This window comes from Paraburkholderia hiiakae (assembly GCF_904848665.1).
GTDB classification, from domain to species: Bacteria; Pseudomonadota; Gammaproteobacteria; order Burkholderiales; family Burkholderiaceae; genus Paraburkholderia; species Paraburkholderia hiiakae.
On record NZ_CAJHCQ010000001.1, the window covers coordinates 160,564 to 177,104 of the forward strand.

Genomic DNA, 16,541 nt, shown 5'->3' on the forward strand with positions numbered 1-16,541 from the left:
GCCAATGCGAGCGGATGCGCCATGCATGTCACGCTGCGAAGCTGCCCCTGGTTGAACAGCCCGCAGTGATAAACTCGATCGACCGGCTGCGCTTGAAATGCACGCGCCACGCGCGCAAGCGCCGCCGTTCCATAACCCGAAGCGAAGGAGGCAACCGATGGCTGATTTCCGACTTTGGTCCGATGACTTTCCCAGCAACGGTTTCATGCCGAAGGCGCAGGAGTTCGACGACCGGGCCTTCGGTGTCGACGGCGACAACGTCTCGCCCGCGCTGCAGTGGGACGAGCCACCCGCCGACACGCAAAGCTTCGCGCTCACCCTCTACGATCCAGACGCACCTACGGGCAGCGGCTTCTGGCACTGGGTCGTGGTGAACATTCCGCCCGATGTGCGCTCGCTCGCCCGCAACGCCGGCAAGGCTGACGGCAGCCTGCTCCCGCAGGGCGCGGTGCAAGTGCGCAACGACTACGGCACGGTGGGCTTCGGCGGCGCTGCACCTCCACGCGGCGACAAACCCCATCGCTACATCTTCCGCGTGCACGCGCTGAAGGCGGCACAACTGCCCGTCACGCCGGAAACGACCAACGCGGTGGCGCGCTTCATGACGCATCTGAACGAGGTTGACTCGACCACTTACGTCGGGCTCTACGAGCTTAAGTAAGCCGCCGGACAACACCAGAAAACAACCGCCAGCCGGCGGCGCACGCCCATCGCGCGCCGCCTCTCCCGTCGATGCCCACGCTTTCCGAACTCTCCGCCGCTTCCTCCGCCGACATCGAATCCGGCCTGCCCTTCCCGCAGCGTTACTACGCGATCCTCGTGGTCGCGCTCGGCATCACACTCGCCGTGCTCGACGGCGCGATCGCCAATGTCGCGTTGCCGACCATCGCGCGACATCTTCATGCGAGCGCGGCGAGCTCGATCTGGATCGTCAACGCGTATCAGCTTTCGGTGACCATCTCGCTCTTGCCGCTCGCCTCGCTCGGCGACCGCATCGGCTACAGGCGCGTGTATCTGGCGGGCATGGTGCTCTTCACCATCGCATCGCTCGGCTGCGCGCTGGCGACCACGCTGCCCGAACTCGCGTTCGCGCGCATGGTGCAGGGCTTCGGCGGCGCGGGGATCATGAGTGTGAACACCGCGCTCGTGCGCATGATCTATCCGCGCGCGCAACTGGGCCGCGGCGTCGCCATCAATGCGATGGTCGTTGCGATCGCCTCGGCGGTCGGACCGACGCTCGCCTCGGGCGTGCTCGCCATCGCGACGTGGCCCTGGCTCTTTGCGATCAACGTGCCGATCGGCATCGCCGCGCTCGCGCTGGGTCTGCGCGCGCTGCCCGTGAACGAGCGGCACCCCGCGCCCTACGACTATCTGAGCGCCGTGCTCAATGCCATCGTATTCGGCCTCCTGATTTTTGCCGTCGATGGCCTCGGCCACGGCGAAAGCAATCGCCTCGTCGCGGTCGAATTCGTGCTCGCGATCGTGATCGGCTGGTTCTTCGTGCGCCGCCAGCTTACGCAGCCCGCGCCGCTTCTGCCCGTCGATCTGCTCGCCAACCCCGTGTTCGCGCTGTCGATCAGCACCTCGGTCTGCTCGTTCTGCGCGCAAATGCTCGCGTTCGTCGCGCTGCCTTTCATGCTGCAGGAAACCTTCGGCTTCTCACAGGTCGACACGGGCCTGCTCATGACGCCCTGGCCGCTCGTCATCATCGGCGCCGCGCCGCTTTCGGGCGCGCTCTCCGACCGTTATCCGGCGGGCATGCTCGGCGGCATCGGGCTCGCGCTCTTCGCACTTGGCTTGCTCTCGCTCGCCACGCTCGGCGCGCATCCCGCGGTGTTCGACATCTGCTGGCGCATGGCCTTGTGCGGCGTGGGGTTCGGCGTGTTCCAGTCGCCCAACAACCGGCAAATTCTCTCCTCCGCGCCGCGTGAGCGCAGCGGCGGCGCGAGCGGCATGCTCGGCACCGCGCGCCTCACGGGGCAAACGCTCGGTGCCGCGCTCGTGGCGCTCATCTTTGGCATTGCGCCGCAACACGGGCCGACCGTGGCGCTCTCCGTGGCGACGGCCTTCGCCGCCGTCGCGGCGGTGGTGAGCCTGCTGCGCCTGATGCCGGGCGCCGCGGCGCGGACGCCTGGCTAAGCGCGGCCTAACCCTGCGCTCGCGCAGGCACTAACATGGGTTTAGGGCGAGCCGCATTCGCGGCTGCGCCCGGCGAGTCAACCTGCCGAATCCGGCAAAGGGGGCTTCCCATGTCACTGATCGTCGCTGGTCGGTTCACGACCTTCCCCGCTGCCGAAGCCGCTGCTGAAAAGCTGTACGCGGGCGGCTTCCTCGAAGAAGACGTCAACCTGTTCTTCGTCAATCCACGCGGCCAGCATGCGCGCCACGCCATGCACGACGCGCGCTCCGCCGCAGGCGCGCCGCCCACGGCCTTCACCGTGCCCCCGCATCACACACGCAACATCACCGCTGGCGCGGTGGCGGGTGCCGTGGTGGGCGTGGTGCTCTTCAGCGCGTTCTCTGCGGCGCTGCCCTCGGTCGTGATCGCGGCCGGCGTGGGCGCCTGGATCGGGGCGCGCATCGGCGCGAGCGTGGGCGCGAAAGCCACCGCGCAACACATGTCGGCGCAGCACGAGAAGGTCCACCGCGAAATGCGCAGCGATGGCGTCCTGCTCTCGGTGCACGTCTGCTACGAGAATCAGGATCTCGCCGCGCAGTTGCTGCGCGACGGTGGCGCTGTCGATATCGAGTGCGCCTCGGGCCAATGGCACGACGGCCACTGGGCCGATTTCGATCCCACCCGAGCGCCGATGCCGTTCGCCGCGCCGAGCGGCCAGCGGATCTGAGCGCCCGCCGCGATGCGGCGGACGCAAAAAACACGGCGGCCCGAAGGCCGCCGTGTATGTGCATTTGCGTCGAGAGAACGCTAAACGGTCAAACGCCGCGCGCACGCCGCCGGGGCATCGCTACGCACGCGCTGCGCGCTCACCCTGTTCGGGCGCGGGCGTTTGCACAGACGTTTTACCTGCCGGCGCGGCACTGCGCGCTCTCGCTGTGACCGAAGCCGCCGTCGCGACGCTGCGCAGGTCGGCGAGGAACGTATCGCGCCACACCGAGAGATTGTTCTCGCGCAGCGACGCCATCATGTCGTTGTAGCGCGACACGCGCTCGGCGTGCGGCATGGAGAGCGCGCGCTCCAGCGCCTCGGCTGTCTGATTCAGGTCGTACGGATTGACGACCAGCGCGCCCGGCGAGTGCTCGGCTGCGCCCGCGAACTGCGACAGCACCAGTACACCGGGATCGTCGGGATTTTGCGAAGCCACGTACTCCTTCGCCACGAGATTCATGCCGTCGCGCAGCGGCGCCACGTAGCCCACCTGCGCCTCACGGAACAGCGCCATCAGCAGGTTGCGCTCGTACTTGCGGTTCAGGTACTGGATCGGCGTCCAGTCGAGCTGCGCGAAACGCCCGTTGATGCGGCCCGCCTCGCCTTCGAGATTGCGGCGGATCGTCTGGTAGGTCTGCACGTCGGAGCGCGTCGGCGGCGCGATCTGCAAGAGCGAAACGCGGCCATGCCAGCCCGGCCCGTTCTGCAGCAGGCGCTCGAACGCCTGGAAGCGCTCGGCGAGCCCCTTCGAATAATCGAGCCGGTCCACGCTCATGATCAGCTTGCGCCCGCGCATGGCTTCTCGCAGGCTGCGGACCGCCTTGCGGTCGGAGAACTGCGACGAGGCCTTGGCAATCGCGTCCGGATAGATACCGATGGGGTACGCCCCGACCTTCAGGAAACGGTCCCACGCGTGGACCATACCGTCATCGCTCGCCGTGCCGTGGCCGCCGCGCTCGACGTAGTCGAGGAACGCCTGGCGGTCGGCGTCGGTCTGGAAGCCGACCACGTCGTAGTGGCACAGGAACTTCATGAGTTCTTCGTGCGGCGGCACCGAGCGCATGACTTCGGGCACCGGCAGCGGAATGTGGAGGAAGAAGCCGATCGGGTTCTTCACTCCGAGATCGCGCAGGCACCGCGCGAACGGAATCAGGTGATAGTCGTGCACCCAGATGATGTCGTCGGGCTCGATGAGCGGCTGCAACTGACGCGCGAGCGAGACGTTCACGCGCAGGTAGCCGCCGTACTCCTGGCGCTCGTAGCGCGCGAGGTCGTTGCGGTAGTGGAACGTCGGCCAGAGCGTCGTATTCGAGAAGCCCTTGTAGTACTGGTCGTAGTCACGCCGGGTAAGACCTACCGTCGCGTAGGTGACGCTGTCTTTCTGCTCGATGACCGGTGCGGACGGCTCCGCGACGGTTTCGCCGCTCCACCCGAACCACACACCGCCGGTTTCCTTGAGCGCGTCCAATACGCCGACTGCAAGGCCGCCCGCTGCGGGACGGCCTTCCTGAGTCGGCGCAACGCGATTCGATACCACGATCAGTCTGCCCATTGCGGCTCTACCTCCTGTTTCGTTGGGTCCGAAGACGATGCTTCAAACACTCACGCAAGACGCGTGCCGGTTCGGCAGGGTCTGGAGCAAAAACCTTTTCTCATAAACGACCAGACGAGCAAATTCCGCGCGGCGAGCACGCAAGTGCGGAATACCCCGGTGATCTGTCAGGCCAGGAAACCGACCTGCCAACAGCGCGCGGCGACCGGCGGTTCGAAGAGAATCAGGCGTCCTGCTCCGAGCCGAGATCGCGCTGGTACTCGATGCCCTCAGCCCGCGCCCCGCCTTGGTTGTGCTCGCCGTCGGGCGGCACGCCCGGAGCCGCGCGGTTCTGGCCTGCGGGGTCCGGCTCGGCCGACGGCGCAGGACTGCTCTTCTCTTGTGAATCGCGCGGGCCACGCTTGCCCGTGTAACGTGCAGAGCGGCGCAGGGCAGGATGTCTCATGTCGATGCCTCCAGCGGAAGGCGGCCACGCGGCGGTGGCGTTTTTTTATAGTCTAGGGTTCGCCGCGTGATTTCGCCGGTAAAAAAGGTGGCGCTTTTGTAACTAGTACATAAAAGCCATCAGGTTCGTCTGACGGCTGCGGCATGGGATGCGAGCAGTGGCAGGCGCTGCGCCGCTCGAACGACGAATTCGCGAGGAGACCGAAGGGTCGAATGGACGCGCCGAGCGCGGCACTTCGACCGGTTGAGTTGGCGGATCGCCGATGGGCGGCACGTCGGGCTCACCGGGCTGATCCGGCGGCGGTTCGTCGGGCTGTGGGGTATGCGCGAGCCAGGGCTTCACGCGGACGGCATCACTGGATTTGCAGCTCGGCATCTTTCGCTCCTCATGATGGACGCGAAACTCACACTGCAAGCATCGTTCCGCCCGTGCGTGCGCACAGCACGGGCGCACACGCGAGTGCGGCTCAGACGCCCGCTACGCGCGCGGGCGCATCGCCCTTGCCGGCGCTTTCGTTGCCGTACTCCACAAGACGGTTATAGAGCGTCTTCAGGCTGATGCCGAGAATTTCCGCCGCGCGCGTCTTCACGCCGCCGCACTGCTCGAGCGTCGCGAGAATGAGCTGGCGATCGGCGTCGGCGAGCGAGGTGCCGAACGGGATCGTGACCGCGGTGCCCGCAATCGGCTTCGAGAGCGAGATCTGCAGCGGCACCGTGGCCGTGAAGTCGCCGTCGTTGCCCGACATGATGTGCGCGCGCTGAACGTAGTTCTTCAACTCGCGCACGTTACCAGGCCACGGATAGGCCGCCAGCATGTCGCGCACGGCCGCCGGAAACTGCTTTGTCGTACCGTGGCGCTCGTTCAGTTCGTCGAGGAACGCCTGGGCGAGCAGTTCGACGTCCTTCCCCCGCTCGCGCAGCGGCGGCAGGCTGATCGGAAACACGTTCAGGCGGTGATAAAGGTCCAGACGCAACTTGCCTTCAGCAACGGCCTGCTCCGGGTCGCGGTTGGTCGCCGCGATCAGGCGCACATCGGTCTCGATTTCCTTGGTCGTGCCCACGCGCATGAACATGCCGGTTTCGAGCACGCGCAGCAGCTTCACCTGCAACTCGATCGGCATTTCGGTGATTTCGTCGAGGAACAGCGTGCCGCCGTTCGCGCGTTCGAAATAACCCTTGTGCTGCCGGTCCGCGCCCGTGAACGAACCGCGCTCGTGACCGAACATTTCGGACTCGATCAGGTTCGGCGAGATCGCCCCGCAGTTCACTGCGAGGAATTCGTGCTTGCGGCGCAAGCTCAACTGGTGGATGGTCTGCGCGGCCACTTCCTTGCCGGTGCCCGATTCGCCCACCAGCATGACCGAAGCGGGCGTGACCGCGACGCGGCTGATCTGGTCGTACACGTCCTGCATGGTCGGCGAATTGCCGAGCATCAGGCCGAAGCGGCCCATGCGGCGCAACTCGCCGCGCAGCGTGCCGATTTCGGCCTTGAGGTCGCCCGCGCGTGGCAGGCGGTTCAGGATCGCCTTCACGCGCTGGAGATTGATCGGCTTGACCAGGTAATCGATCGCGCCGGACTTCAGCGCATCGACGGCCGTCTCGACGGTAGCATGTCCAGTAATGACCACGAGTTCCACGCCCGAGCGCGGGTCGAGATCCTCGAAAAGGTCGGTGCCACTGCCGTCGGGCAACTTCAGGTCGGTGAAGATCACGTCCGGCGTCTGCCGCACGAGCTGGATACGCGCCTCGCGCAGATCGCCTGCCTGCGCGGTGGTGAGCCCATCTTCGCCCACTACGGCCGCCAGCGCCTCGCGGGTTTGCGCATCGTCATCGACAATCAAAACATGTGGCATCGCGTCTCGTCAGCCTTGATAGGTGAGTGGCTCCAAAGCGCGAGCGCCGCGCCCTTCGCAAGCGCGCCGGGCAGAATTGCCCGACGCCGCGGAAGTCGCGACGCACGGTATTGCGCTGCAGTGGAGTACGAAACGGTCGGACGCACACTTCAGACAGCAAAAGCCTGAATGTTCGCGGTTTTGCTACAACTGAGCAACAATACCGTCAACAGTGGGCCGTCCGAACCTCGATTGTTGTTGATATGACTATTATAGACTTATTCGAGACAAGCGGGCACGGCTCTCGCGTGGCCCTGGCCATGCCCGCCTAGCTATGAGGAAACGGCCAAGGCATCCCGTTCGAGCCGTTCAGGCCATTAGCCGTCCGGCCCTTCATGCCATGTTCCGGTGAGTCTGGGACGCCTGCGGCCATCGCCATGTCGGGGCCCTCGCCGTTGTTGCCCGTGGTACCGGCAAGCGAGCCGCCTTCGCCTTCCCAGCGGCTCAAGTCGCGATAAAAAGTTTGCCGCTGGAGGCGGTGACGCTGCGAGAAACGCCAGGCCAGCATGCCCGCCATGGCGCCAAGCGCGCCGACGGTCACCAATTTTCCTACCAAACCGCTGCGGTTCTTGGACATATCGCTCTCTCCCAGATTCGCATCGTCAAGGACGGAAGACGCGCGAGTTGACTCGAATGGCATCGCCGGGGGGCGTGGCCAATGCGCCGCCCTTACAACGCAGACGGCGCAAGCTTGTGCAAGTTCCGCAGCAGGATGCGTGCCACGCTCGTTCGCAGATGCCTGGACAGGTCCATTGCCCTGTCAGGCGCGGCAGTGGTTAAATGTTTACGCGCGTTAACGCGTAAATTTCGAGCAAACTTCACGAGCAAACCCCGAGCGAGTCTCGGAGATGCAAACCTCGCGGCCGTCGGAGCGGGAAGTTCCGCACCTGTCCTGGACGGCCAGCCCCGGATCGCAGGGCCTGTTCCCCGATACGCGCAAAAGCACGCCGATGCGCGCAGAAGAGAACACCCCGCACTACATTTGCAGGACGAACATCCCTATGGCGTCAATCGAGCCGGGCTCGCCCGCCGCCACCAAGCGAAACAGCGGAGCCAGCGCAAACTCCGTCAATGCCGCACCGGACGCCGACGCGCGCGTCGCGGGATTGCAGTCGTACGGTCTGCTTTTCGGTTCGTCGGCGGTCATGCTGGATCTCTATGCGCAGATCGACTGCGTGGCCATGACCGAGGCCACGGCGCTCATCGTCGGCGAGTCGGGCACGGGCAAGGAGCTGATCGCCCGCACGATCCACGCGCACAGCGAGCGCCGCGACGGTCCGTTCATCGCGGTGAACTGCGGCGCGATTCCCGACGAGCTGATCGAGGCCGAACTGTTCGGCCACGAAAAAGGCAGCTTCACGGGCGCCGTGCAGGCGCGCGACGGTCACTTCGAGCACGCGCGCGGCGGCACGCTGTTCCTCGACGAAATCACCGAGATGTCGCTGCTGCACCAGGTGAAGCTGCTGCGCGCGCTCGAAACCGGCGAGTACTTTCCGGTGGGCGGCAACGAAGCGATTCGCGGCGACGTGCGTATCATCGCCGCCACCAACCGCGACCCCGTGACGGCCGTGAAGGAAAACTGCCTGCGCGAAGACCTGATGTACCGGCTCGCGGTGTTTCCTCTGCGCGCGCCGCCGCTGCGCGAGCGCGAGCGCGACCGCGAACTGCTCGCCCAGCACTTCCTCACCGAACTGAACGACCAGGAAGGCACGCAAAAAGCCTTCAGTAAGCGGGCGCTCGAAACCGTACGTAACTGGTCGTGGCCCGGCAACGTGCGCGAACTGAAGAACGCGGTGTACCGCGCATTCATCCTCGCGGAAAAGGCCGTGGAGATCGCGCATCCGCAACTGGTGCCGCGCGTGAAGAAGCCCGTCACCCAGGGCGACGCGATGAGCGTATGGATCGGCACGCCGCTCGCCGATGCGCAAAAGCAGATCATTCTCGGCACGCTCAAGTATTGCGGCGGCGATAAACGTCTCGCGGCACGCACGCTCGGTGTGAGCCTCAAGACGCTCTACAACCGGCTCGGCAGCTACGGCGCCGACGATGGTGAAGCCGAAGCGCCCACCGACCCGGACACGAACGACGCCTGATTGCCCTTCTCCACGCCTCGCGCGCGGTGCCCGTAGCGCGGCACGCTCGTTGCGCGGCGGTGCTGGAGCGGCGCGGCAGGCCGATCAAAAATCGGCCTGCCGCGCACGCCCTTTTGCAATTTCTTGCACTTTACCTACCCCGGTTAACAATCGCATGTTGCACAATCCGCAGCACGTTAAGTAAGCAAAACATGCTGGATGTCCGTGCAACGTCGGGCTATCCGGCTAGCGGCAGGAATCATCATGCAAGAACGAAGTGCACGGGCGCGCGTTGCGCCATCAATGTCAGCGGCAGTCGTGGGAACGATTGCCGGTGTGCCCCCGCTCCCTTCCGCTCCCCCCCGTCGGCGACACGTCATGTCGCTCACGCTGCTCGCCACGGTGGCGAGCCTCGCGTGCTCGGCCTGCAGCTCGCTCTACTCCGAAGGCGCGCAAACGGGCGCCGGCATTGCGGGCGCCGCGGTCGCCTCGAAAGTGACGAGCAACGCCGCCGTGGCGACTGGCATCGGCCTTGGCGCCGTGGCCGCGGCGAAGGCCGGCGTGCAGTACTCCGAGCGCGTCGTCCACACCAACACCCAGGACAGCATCGCGAAGGCGGCGGGCCCGCTCGACGTCGGCGCGGTCGCGCCCTGGTCGATCACGCACTCGTTCCCGATCGAGGACGACGAGCATGGCCGCGTCACGGTGAGCCGCACCATCAGCAGCGGGGCGCTCGACTGCAAGGAGATCGTCTTCTCCGTCGACCACGAGGCCACGAAGGACAAGCCCGCCTCCAGCGCTTTCTTCGTTGCTTCGGTGTGCCGCGACGGCGACAACTGGAAGTGGGCCTCGGCCGAACCCGCCACCGCCCGCTGGGGTGCGCTGCAATGAACGGCATGAACGCGCGCGCGCGTCGCGCACGGCACCTTGAAACGGATTCGTCGACGTCTCGCCCCACGAAGCTCATCGCGCTGGCCGCGCTCTGCGCAGGCGTCGCACTCGCCGCGAGCGGCTGCTCGTCGATCGGCGCGGCGAGCGGCGCCGCCGCGGCGGCGGCAACCGGCATCGTCACGGCGAATCCCGCCGTGGGCATCGGCGTGGGCATTGCCGTGCAGGCGGCCACCGACGAAGCCGTCGGCCGCTTCATGAAGAGCATGCACGCAGACCAGCAGGAGCTGATCGCCGAAACCGCCGGCCGCCTGCCCGTGGGCGGCATGGACATCTGGCGGATCAAGCACCAGCTGCCTGTGGAGAACGGCCACGGCCAGGTGCGCGTGACGCGCGCGTTCTCCAACGCGCTCACGCTCTGCAAGGACTTCGTGTTCTCGGTGCAGGACGGCGACAAGGCCGACTCGCCCGAGCAGTGGTTCACCGCGAGCGCGTGTCAGGACCAGTCGGGCTGGAAGTGGGCCACGGCCGAGCCTGCGGTGGAACGCTGGGGCACGCTGCAATAGCCGTCCTGGTCCGCAAACGAAAAACGGTCGCTGGGCTAGCTCAACCCGCGACCGTTTTTCACGCTTGCGAACAGCGCGCGGCTCAGGACTCCACGTCTTCGAGACTGAAGATTTCCGACTGGTCGTTGTACGAGAAGATCTCGCCATAACGACCCCAGTCGATCACGGTGTCGAGCGTTTCTTCCGCCGCGCCGTCGGAGAGAGAGTCCTCCAGTTCCTGCTCGAAGCGCACGCGCGGCGCGCGATGGCCTGGGCGCTCGTTGAGCACCTTCTTGATCCGCGCCGCGAGCGGCACGTGGCGCAGCAGATGCTCGGCGAACATCATCTTGCGCTCCTGCGTGCCGAATTCCGCGAACACGCGCGCGGGCGGCGTGAGGAGCACGTCGCCTTCGCGCACGTCGGCGAAACCCAGGTTCTGCAGCACTTCCGCGATCGGGAAGAGGTCGTCCACTTCCAGATGCAGCGAGCGCGCGATTTCCGGCATGTCGGCGCGGCCGTGGTACGGCGCGGCCGCGAGTGTTTCGATCAGACCGGCCATCAGGTTGGTCGACACGCGCGGCAGCCAGCTGCCAAGTTCCAGCCCCTTCTTCGTGGTTTCGTCGGTTTGACGCGCGGTCATCTTCGCGTAGATGTCGTCCACGAGCTTGCGGAACAGCGGGTCCAGACGGTTGCGCGGATGCTTGAACGGCACCTTGATCTCGGCCACCACGCGGCCGGGATTCGATGACAACACCAGAATGCGGTCGCACATGAACACCGCTTCCTCGATGTTATGCGTGACGATCAGCACCGACTTGATCGGCAGACGTCCTTGCGTCCACAGATCGAGCAGGTCGGTACGCAGCGTTTCGGCGGTCAGCACGTCGAGCGCGGAGAACGGCTCGTCCATGAGCATCAGCATCGGGTCGACCACGAGCGCGCGCGCGAAGCCCACGCGCTGGCGCATGCCGCCGGAAAGCTCGCGCGGGTAGGCGTTTTCGAAGCCGTCCAGACCGATCAGGTCGATGGCCGCAAGCGCCCGCTCGCGGCGCTCGCGCGCGCCGACGCCCTGCGCCTCGAGCCCCGCTTCCACGTTCTGCAGCACGGTGAGCCAAGGGAACAGCGCGAAGGTCTGGAACACCATCGCCACGCCTTCGGCCGGCCCGTCGAGCGGCTTGCCGCGCCAGGTGACGTCGCCGGAAGTCGGCGAGATCAAGCCGGAGATAATGCGCAGCAGCGTGGACTTGCCCGAGCCGGAACGGCCCAGCAGCCCGACGATCTCGCCCTCGCGCAGCTCGAGGTTGGCGTCGTCGAGCACGAGCAGCTCGCCCTGGGACTTGTTGAAGCCCCGGCACACGTCCTTCACGTTCAGGATGACTTCGCCGAGGCGTGGCGGGTTCGGAGCCGTCTGCACATCGCCGTGCGCGGCGCTCAGCGTCTTGGGGTTTTGCATCGCGTTACCTTCGATCATTCGTTGTTCGATCAGTCGTCGATCAGTCGAGCCGCAGCCGGGACTCGGCATACGTGTACAGCGGGCGCCACAAGAGGCGGTTGAACAGCGTGACGAAGAGCGACATCACGGCAATGCCGAGAATGATCTTCGGGTAGTCGCCGGCCGCCGTCGTCTGCGCGATGTAGGCGCCAAGGCCGTGCGCGACGACTTTCGTGTCGCCCCACTGCACGAACTCCGCGACGATGCTCGCGTTCCACGCGCCACCCGAGGCCGTGATGGCGCCCGTGACGTAGTACGGGAAAATGCCCGGCAGCATGGCCTGACGCCACCATTGCCATCCGCGGATATGGAAGTTCTTCGCGGCTTCCTTGTAGTCGTTCGGATAGGCGCTGGCCCCTGCAATCACGTTGAACAGGATATACCACTGGGTGCCGAGCACGATGAGCGGTGACAGCCAGATGTCAGGATTGAGGTGAAAGCGCACGATCACGATGACGAACACCGGGAACAGGAGGTTCGCCGGGAACGCCGCGAGGAACTGCGCGAGCGGCTGAACCTTTTCGGCGAGCGCCGGGCGCAGGCCGATCAGCACGCCCAGCGGCACCCAGATCACCGAGGCGATGGCGATCAGCAGCAGCACGCGAAGGAGCGTGATGAAGCCGAGACCGAGCACGTGCCACACCTCGTCGAGCGTCACGCCCGTGCGCACATACGCCACCACGCGCCACACGACGAACACGGTCAGTGCGATCACTAGCACGGCCCACACGGCGTCGCCGATGCGCGCACGCAAGCCGCCGCGGCGGCGCGCGACTGGCGCGGCGAACGTCACGTTCGGAAACGACGGCAGCTGGATCCGCATGCGCGCCGCCTTGGCGAAGAGCCAGCCGAGCGGCACGAGCAGTTGATGAATGAGATGGGTACGGCGAATGAGGTCGAGCAGCCACGACTCCGGCGCGTCGCCCGAACTCGTGTTCTCCATGCGGAACTTGTCCGCCCACGCCACGAGCGGGCGGAACAGGAACTGGTCGTACGCGAGAATCACCACGATCATCGCGAGGATCACCCAGCCGACCGCGTGCAGGTTCTTGTCCGAGATCGCCTGCGCCAGGTACGCACCGATGCCTGGCAGCGTGATCGTGTTATTGCCCACCGTGATCGCTTCGGAGGCAACCACGAAGAACCAGCCGCCCGACATCGACATCATCATGTTCCAGATGAGGCCCGGCATCGAGAACGGCACTTCGAGCTTCCAGAAACGCTGCCATGCGGTCAGGTGAAAGCCGCGCGAGACCTCGTCCAGATCGCGCGGCACGGTGCGCAGCGACTGGTAGAAGCTGAAGGTCATGTTCCACGCCTGGCTCGTGAAGATCGCGAAGATCGCCGCGAGTTCGGCGCCGAGCACGCGCGAGGGGAAGAGCGCGAGGAAGAACGTGACCGTGAACGAGATGTAGCCGAGCACCGGTACGGACTGCAGGATGTCGAGAATTGGCACGAGCACCTGGCCCGCGCGGCGGCTCTTCGCCGCGAGCGTGCCATACACGAGCGTGAAGACAAGCGAGGCGACCATCGCCGCCAGCATGCGCAGCGTCGTGCGCATGGCGTACTCGGGCAGGTTCGCCGGGTCGAGCGAGATGACCTGGGTCTTGAGCGTGGCGATCGGCGCCATGGTCTCGTGAAAGCCTACGGCCGCCATCGCGATCAGGCCGATCATCAGCGGGAACGCCACGAAGTCCCAGCGGTTCGGCAGCACGCGCCACGCCGAGGCGTTGGCCGTGCGGTTCAGGTTGAAGCTGAACTCCATTCAGATCCCCTCCGCGCCGGGTTTCAGGAAAGCGGACGACATGACGTCCGTGCCGGACAGGCGTGGCACTTGCTGCTGGGATGGCGGATCGACAAGGGCAAGGCGCATAGGATTTCGTTGGCGTTGATGACACGGCGACGATGCCGCGGTGGTACGCACCGCCCGCGCCGTAGTTGCAGCTGACGGCTGGCGGCTCGCGACTGGACTTGCCTCGACTGAAACGGCACGACACTACTACAACCTTCATGACACTCACAACCGCGCCCCGCACGCCACGAAAGCGAGACCACGCGGGCTTTCGTGGCGCTTTCGCAGGCCTTCTGGACAGCTTCCAGAACGCACCGCGCGCGGCTCCTGGACGTCATCGTGATGACGTATCGATGACGCCTTGATGACACAGCGTTCATCGCTCCTGCCACGTCGAGGCCGCCGACGCCAGTGGGCGTCGCTTGCGCGCCACACGCTGGCCCACGCGCGAACCCAGCGCGTGAAGCCGCACTGACCACGCTTGCGCCCCCGGCAGCCCGCTCATCGCCGCGTATCGCCGTGCTGACGGCATGCAGCTTGCATGTTAGCGATCTACGCACGCACCGCCGCCATCGCGCGCCGCCTTGCAACACCGCGCCGCCGCTTCGAGAGCGGGTTCGCGCGCCCCGTTCGAGGGGTAAAATCGACACGCTCCGCCAGTGGCGCTTCGATGCCCCGGGGGCACCGATACCACGCCTCAATACCACTCACGAACCAGAAGGCCGATGAACAGGAGACTCTTGCGCCAGGCAGCCGGACCCCTCGGGGTCGTGGTGGTCGCGCTCGTCTGCTGGGCGGCGGCCGACTGGCTCGCGGACCGCATGGTCCGCCAGGAGTTCGAGGCGGCGCTCACCGCACAGCGCCAGATGATGCGCTCGGTCGTGGACAACATGGCCGAAGTGATCGCAAGCGACCTCGCCATGTCGCGCGCCATTCCGGCGACGATGGCCGAAACCCGCGTCGTCCAGCAGGCGCTCACTGAGGCCGCGCATTATGCCGCGTCGAGCGATTCGACGGAACTAGCGCGGCGCAAGGAACTGCAAGGCGTGGAGGCGCTCGCCGGCGTCGACCGGTTCCTCCATGACGCCCAGGGCTTCTCCGGGCTCGATGCGATCTGGCTCGTCAACGCCAATGGCATCTGCATCGCGTCGAGCAACGCGCTCGAGAAAATCTCCTACGTCGGCATAGACATGCGTCCGCGCACGTATCTGAACGACACGCTGCTCGGCGCGTTCTCCGAAGCCTACGGCGTAGGCACGGCAAGCGGCGAGCCCGGCATTTTCGTCGCCGCGCCCGCCTATGACAACGGCCTGCTGGTCGGCGCCGTGGTCGCGAAAGTCAGCATCGCGCGGCTGCGCCACTGGGTCACGCACCCAGGCACCTTCGTCGCGGACAACAACGGCGTCATCATCATGGCCCATGACAGCGCGCTCGAAGGACGCGCCCTGCCGGGCTCGCATGTCGTGGAAATGAACGCCGTGGACCGCGTGAACACCTATCTGCGCGAGCTATTTGCGCCGCTCGAGCTGCGCTCGGCCTCGAAAGCCGCGTTGAGCGAGGCGCCGTGGATCCCGCGCGCCGACGCCGCGCAAATGATCGAGTTGCCGGGCCAACGCTCGCCTGCGCTCTACGAACAGCGCGGCGGCCTGAACTCCGGGCTCTCGGCGCATCTCGTGGATCCGGTCAATGCGTGGTCCGAGTTGATCGCGAACCACCAGCGCGACCGGCTCCTTATTTTCCTCACGCTCGCGGGCACGGCCGCGCTCGCGGCGGTGATCTCGGTCTCGTGGGTACGCGAGCGGCGCCTGCACCACGCGAGCCGCGATCTCGCCGGACAACTACAGGCCGCGAACGCGCTGCTCGCCGCCGAGGCCCGCCACGACGCCCTGACCGGCGCGCTCTCGCGGCGCTACTTCCTCGACCTGCTGCGCCGCGAGATCGATACGGCCTATGCGGAGGGAACGCCGCTGTGCATGGCGATCGCCGACCTCGACTACTTCAAGCAGATCAACGACCGCTTCGGCCATCCGGCAGGCGACCGCGCACTCCAGCATTTCGTGGAAACCTGCCGCGCCGAACTGCGTGCCGACGACGCCGTCGGCCGTCTGGGCGGCGAGGAGTTCGGCATCCTGTTGCCCGCAACCTCGCTCGCCACGGGCCAAGCCGTGCTCGACCGCCTGCGCCAGCAGCTCGGCAAGCGCATTTGCGCGGAACTGCCCGAGGAAGCGAGCGTGAGCGTGAGCATCGGCGTGACCGAGCTTGCCGCCGCGCAGGATCAGCCGGAGCGTCTGATGAGCCGCGCCGACCTCGCGCTCTACATGGCGAAGGCGGCCGGGCGCGACCGTTGCGAGGCCATGACGGCCGAGGGCGTCGTGCCGCCGCGCGCCGCAGCGCCGACCTGGTGAGTGCGCAACGAACGGCCGTAACAACTCACACGAGAGATGCCCGTACCAGGCTGCGGGGCTCGCCCGGCTCAACCGGCGAGGCGCGGTATCATGGGATGAACGGTGCGCGCCAGTCTGTGCGGCGCGCATGAATCAAACCGCGCCACTTCGGTGTTCCGCACAAATCTGGAGGCATGCATGAAGGGAAATCTGGTCATTGTCTGCCGCGATCAGGATGCGCTCGCGTTCGACCAGTTGATGATCGAGTACGGCGCGTTCCAGACGCGCCTGTCATCGACCGCGTGGTACCTGAAACTCGAGACCACGCCCGAGCTGATTCAGGAAGAGATTCTTGCCCGCCTCGGCAAGTACACCACGCACTACATCTTCGAGGCCGACACCGTGACCTACAACACGGTGGACAACGAAGCCGCCGCCGCGCTCGACACGCTTTTCACGGCCTGAGCGGGTACGTCTGGCTTCATCTGGCGTCGCCAGGGCGGCGCCTTCGGACGGAACATCAGGCAACACCCAAGCGGAACCCAGCTCACGCCCATCCGGCCATGCCCCACCTGAGCGGTGCGGGCTCCCGC

Annotated in this window: 14 protein-coding genes; 8 read left to right on the forward strand and 6 right to left on the reverse strand. The window is 66.1% G+C overall.

The window, feature by feature from the left end:
- Positions 1-157 precede the first annotated feature (157 nt).
- From JMY28_RS00740 to JMY28_RS00750, 3 genes are all read left to right on the forward strand, one after another.
- On the forward strand, positions 158-661 hold the full coding sequence (locus tag JMY28_RS00740; RefSeq protein ID WP_201693637.1) for a YbhB/YbcL family Raf kinase inhibitor-like protein: 504 nt from the start codon (positions 158-160) through the stop codon (positions 659-661).
- Positions 662-732: 71 nt separating this feature from the next.
- On the forward strand, positions 733-2,139 hold the full coding sequence (locus JMY28_RS00745) for an MFS transporter (RefSeq protein ID WP_201693638.1): 1,407 nt from the start codon (positions 733-735) through the stop codon (positions 2,137-2,139).
- 110 nt (positions 2,140-2,249) lie between these two features.
- Positions 2,250-2,846, forward strand: coding sequence for a hypothetical protein (locus JMY28_RS00750; RefSeq protein WP_201693639.1), 597 nt, complete (start codon positions 2,250-2,252; stop codon positions 2,844-2,846).
- Between the two features lie 120 nt (positions 2,847-2,966).
- Here JMY28_RS00750 and otsA read toward each other — a convergent pair whose 3' ends face one another.
- The 4 genes from otsA to JMY28_RS00770 form a co-directional block, all read right to left on the reverse strand.
- Complete coding sequence (gene otsA / locus JMY28_RS00755) at positions 2,967-4,439, reverse strand: alpha,alpha-trehalose-phosphate synthase (UDP-forming) (RefSeq protein ID WP_201693640.1); 1,473 nt, start codon at positions 4,437-4,439, stop codon at positions 2,967-2,969.
- A gap of 223 nt (positions 4,440-4,662) precedes the next feature.
- Positions 4,663-4,884 carry a hypothetical protein gene (locus JMY28_RS00760; RefSeq protein ID WP_201693641.1) on the reverse strand — a complete coding sequence of 74 codons (222 nt, stop codon included), beginning with the start codon at positions 4,882-4,884 and terminating at the stop codon, positions 4,663-4,665.
- A 466-nt stretch (positions 4,885-5,350) separates the two neighbouring features.
- Positions 5,351-6,736, reverse strand: a complete 1,386-nt coding sequence (locus JMY28_RS00765) for a sigma-54-dependent transcriptional regulator (RefSeq protein WP_201693642.1) — start codon at positions 6,734-6,736, stop codon at positions 5,351-5,353.
- Positions 6,737-7,043: 307 nt separating this feature from the next.
- The gene (locus tag JMY28_RS00770) at positions 7,044-7,352 is read right to left on the reverse strand and encodes a hypothetical protein (protein WP_201693643.1); all 309 of its coding nucleotides are present in this window, start codon (positions 7,350-7,352) and stop codon (positions 7,044-7,046) included.
- Positions 7,353-7,776: 424 nt separating this feature from the next.
- Here JMY28_RS00770 and JMY28_RS00775 point away from each other — a divergent pair, with 424 nt between their 5' ends.
- From JMY28_RS00775 to JMY28_RS00785, 3 genes are all read left to right on the forward strand, one after another.
- Entirely contained in the window at positions 7,777-8,868 is a 1,092-nt protein-coding gene (locus JMY28_RS00775) for a sigma-54 interaction domain-containing protein (protein WP_201693644.1), read from the forward strand.
- 357 nt (positions 8,869-9,225) lie between these two features.
- Positions 9,226-9,738, forward strand: coding sequence for a hypothetical protein (locus JMY28_RS00780; RefSeq protein WP_236596641.1), 513 nt, complete (start codon positions 9,226-9,228; stop codon positions 9,736-9,738).
- 5 nt (positions 9,739-9,743) lie between these two features.
- Positions 9,744-10,301, forward strand: coding sequence for a hypothetical protein (locus JMY28_RS00785; protein ID WP_407945464.1), 558 nt, complete (start codon positions 9,744-9,746; stop codon positions 10,299-10,301).
- 82 nt (positions 10,302-10,383) lie between these two features.
- Here the strand turns inward: JMY28_RS00785 and JMY28_RS00790 are convergent, their stop codons facing one another.
- Entirely contained in the window at positions 10,384-11,733 is a 1,350-nt protein-coding gene (locus JMY28_RS00790; protein ID WP_201694574.1) for an ABC transporter ATP-binding protein, read from the reverse strand.
- Positions 11,734-11,773: 40 nt separating this feature from the next.
- Positions 11,774-13,537: an ABC transporter permease gene (locus JMY28_RS00795; RefSeq protein WP_201693645.1), complete on the reverse strand. Its 1,764-nt coding sequence runs from the start codon at positions 13,535-13,537 to the stop codon at positions 11,774-11,776.
- 752 nt (positions 13,538-14,289) lie between these two features.
- Here JMY28_RS00795 and JMY28_RS00800 point away from each other — a divergent pair.
- Together JMY28_RS00800 and JMY28_RS00805 are read left to right on the forward strand one after the other, a co-directional pair.
- On the forward strand, positions 14,290-15,969 hold the full coding sequence (locus JMY28_RS00800; RefSeq protein ID WP_201693646.1) for a GGDEF domain-containing protein: 1,680 nt from the start codon (positions 14,290-14,292) through the stop codon (positions 15,967-15,969).
- Positions 15,970-16,146: 177 nt separating this feature from the next.
- Positions 16,147-16,413, forward strand: coding sequence for a double-stranded DNA-specific endonuclease (locus JMY28_RS00805; protein WP_201693647.1), 267 nt, complete (start codon positions 16,147-16,149; stop codon positions 16,411-16,413).
- Positions 16,414-16,541: the final 128 nt, after the last annotated feature.